1 protein-coding gene is annotated in these 2164 nt (G+C 46.5%); it reads left to right on the top strand.

What is annotated here, in order from left to right; all coding sequences use genetic code 11:
- The first annotated feature begins 579 nt into the window (after positions 1–579).
- Entirely contained in the window at positions 580–2052 is a 1473-nt protein-coding gene (gene ltrA / locus C9I99_RS26795) for a group II intron reverse transcriptase/maturase (RefSeq protein WP_107351884.1), read from the top strand.
- Positions 2053–2164 lie beyond the last annotated feature (112 nt).

The raw sequence follows: 2164 nt of genomic DNA on the forward strand, positions 1-2164 counted from the left end.
GGGGCGTGCGACGTGAGGTCGTATGAAGCGCTGTTCACCGCTCAACGAGTGAACCATCTGTATCACCAGATGAACCTAGGAGCCTGAATAAAGTAGCGGCTCTGACAATGTAACGAAGATTGGTTATAGGCCAATCGGGATTGAAATCGTGAGAGGACGATCCTCCTGATAACCACAAAATTGGGTGAGTGCTAGGTAGTCAGCATGATGAACATACGTGAATCCGCGTAAGGTGCGTTATACGTTGAAACAGCGGAAGTGGTTAATACGCTGTAGCCAAAAGGCAAGAGAGTCGGAAAGAGATTGCCCCATGCTCTTTCGTGATCATTGAACTCTCCGCACCATAGCGGGCATCTACCCTGACATTGCGCGACATACGGAACACGGTAAGCCTGTATCACTCCCTTCGGGAAAGCCTTTGTGGCCGATAGTGATGCAGGTAGAGGATGTTGGAAAAAGCGAACGCTGCATTGTAACGATGCAGATACAGATTTATATCTGATCACGAAAGTGGGCTGACTTCCGACTGGTCTTCCGTTGCAAGATAATTTGAAGAACTTTATTCAAGGAGAAACGCAAATGATGATTTCAAAAGAGATTAGTGCCTCTCCTAACAGTGCTCAATGGCAATCCATCAATTGGAAGGCCGTTGAATCCCATGTTTTAAAGCTTCAGGTGCGTATTGCAAAGGCAACACGAGAAAGTAAACACGGCAAAGCGAAAGCGTTGCAGTGGATACTGACCCACTCGCGTTCGGCAAAACTTCTTGCTGTTAAGCGGGTATCACAAAACAAAGGCAGTAAAACGCCTGGAGTAGACGGCGTCATCTGGAACACAGATACGCGCCGTATGAAAGCAGTCCATCAATTGAGCAGGAAAGCTTATCAAGCCAAACCGCTTAAGCGTATCTACATCCCCAAGAAAAACGGTAAGCTCAGACCTCTGGGTATCCCCTGCATGGTCGATAGAGCGCAGCAAGCGCTTCATCTTCTTGCTCTGGAGCCTGTATCAGAAACACTTGCCGACCCTAACAGCTATGGATTTAGACCAAACCGCAGCACTGCCGATGCAGTCGCACAGTGCTTCAAGTGTCTGGCATTAAAGAAATCAGCTCAATGGGTTCTTGAGGGAGACATCAAAGCCTGTTTCGACAAGATTGGGCATCAATGGCTTATGAACAACATTGCCGTGGATAAACGCATGTTGGAACAATGGTTAAAGTCTGGTTTTATGGACAAAGGGCTGTTCTATCGTACTGATGAGGGAACACCTCAAGGCGGGGTTATATCCCCCACCTTGATGCTAATGACCCTTGCAGGACTTGAACTGCGCATAAAGTCTACCGCTCTCAAAAAGGGGGCAAGAGCCAACTTTATTGGATACGCCGACGATTTCGTCGTCACCTGTGCTTCAAAGGAAGTGCTGGAGAACGATATCAAACCGTTGATTGCTGATTTCTTAGCAGAAAGAGGCTTAACACTCTCCGAAGAGAAAACGCACATTACCCATATCAGTCGTGGTTTTGATTTCCTAGGTTTTAACCATAGGAAGTACAAAGGGAAATTGCTCATTAAACCGAGTAAATCCAACACGCTACTGTTCCTAAGTAATTTGCGCGAACTCATCAAAAAGCATGCAACCATCCCCGTTAACGATCTTATCAAGCTGATAAATCCGAAACTCAGGGGCTGGTCGAATTACTATCGACACTGCGTGGCCAAACAGGTATTCGGATATGTAGGTCACAAGCTATTCCATACGTTATGGCACTGGGCTAAAAGGCGTCATCCAACAAAATCTAGAACTTGGATCGCCCTTAAATACTTCATCAACCGCCAAGGTCAATGGCAATTTCACGGTTGGCAGAAGATCATGAATATGGATTGTCAGTTCAATCTGTTTCAAATAGCTAAGGTGCCAATAGAGAGACATGTGAAAATCAGGAGTGCCGCTACGCCTTTTGATCCTCAATACCAAGAATACTTGGCTAAGAGAAAATCAAAGAAGCAATTCCGTAACTCTTGGCATGAGCCTGCTCTCACTGCTTTATAAGTTGCTGGGTGCCAATTGGTGCTCTCGTGAAGGCTTGAGCCTAGTGCGGTGAAAGTTGCACGCTGGGTTCTTAGAGGGACGACACTTGGTAACAGGTGTCGTCTACTCGACA

It is taken from the genome of Photobacterium lutimaris (assembly GCF_003025555.1).
GTDB classification, from domain to species: Bacteria; Pseudomonadota; Gammaproteobacteria; order Enterobacterales; family Vibrionaceae; genus Photobacterium; species Photobacterium lutimaris.

Coding starts and splice junctions, on each gene's coding strand:
- ltrA (WP_107351884.1), top strand. CDS start 580: ATGATGATTTCAAAAGAGATTAGTGCCTCTCCTAACAGTGCTCAATGG.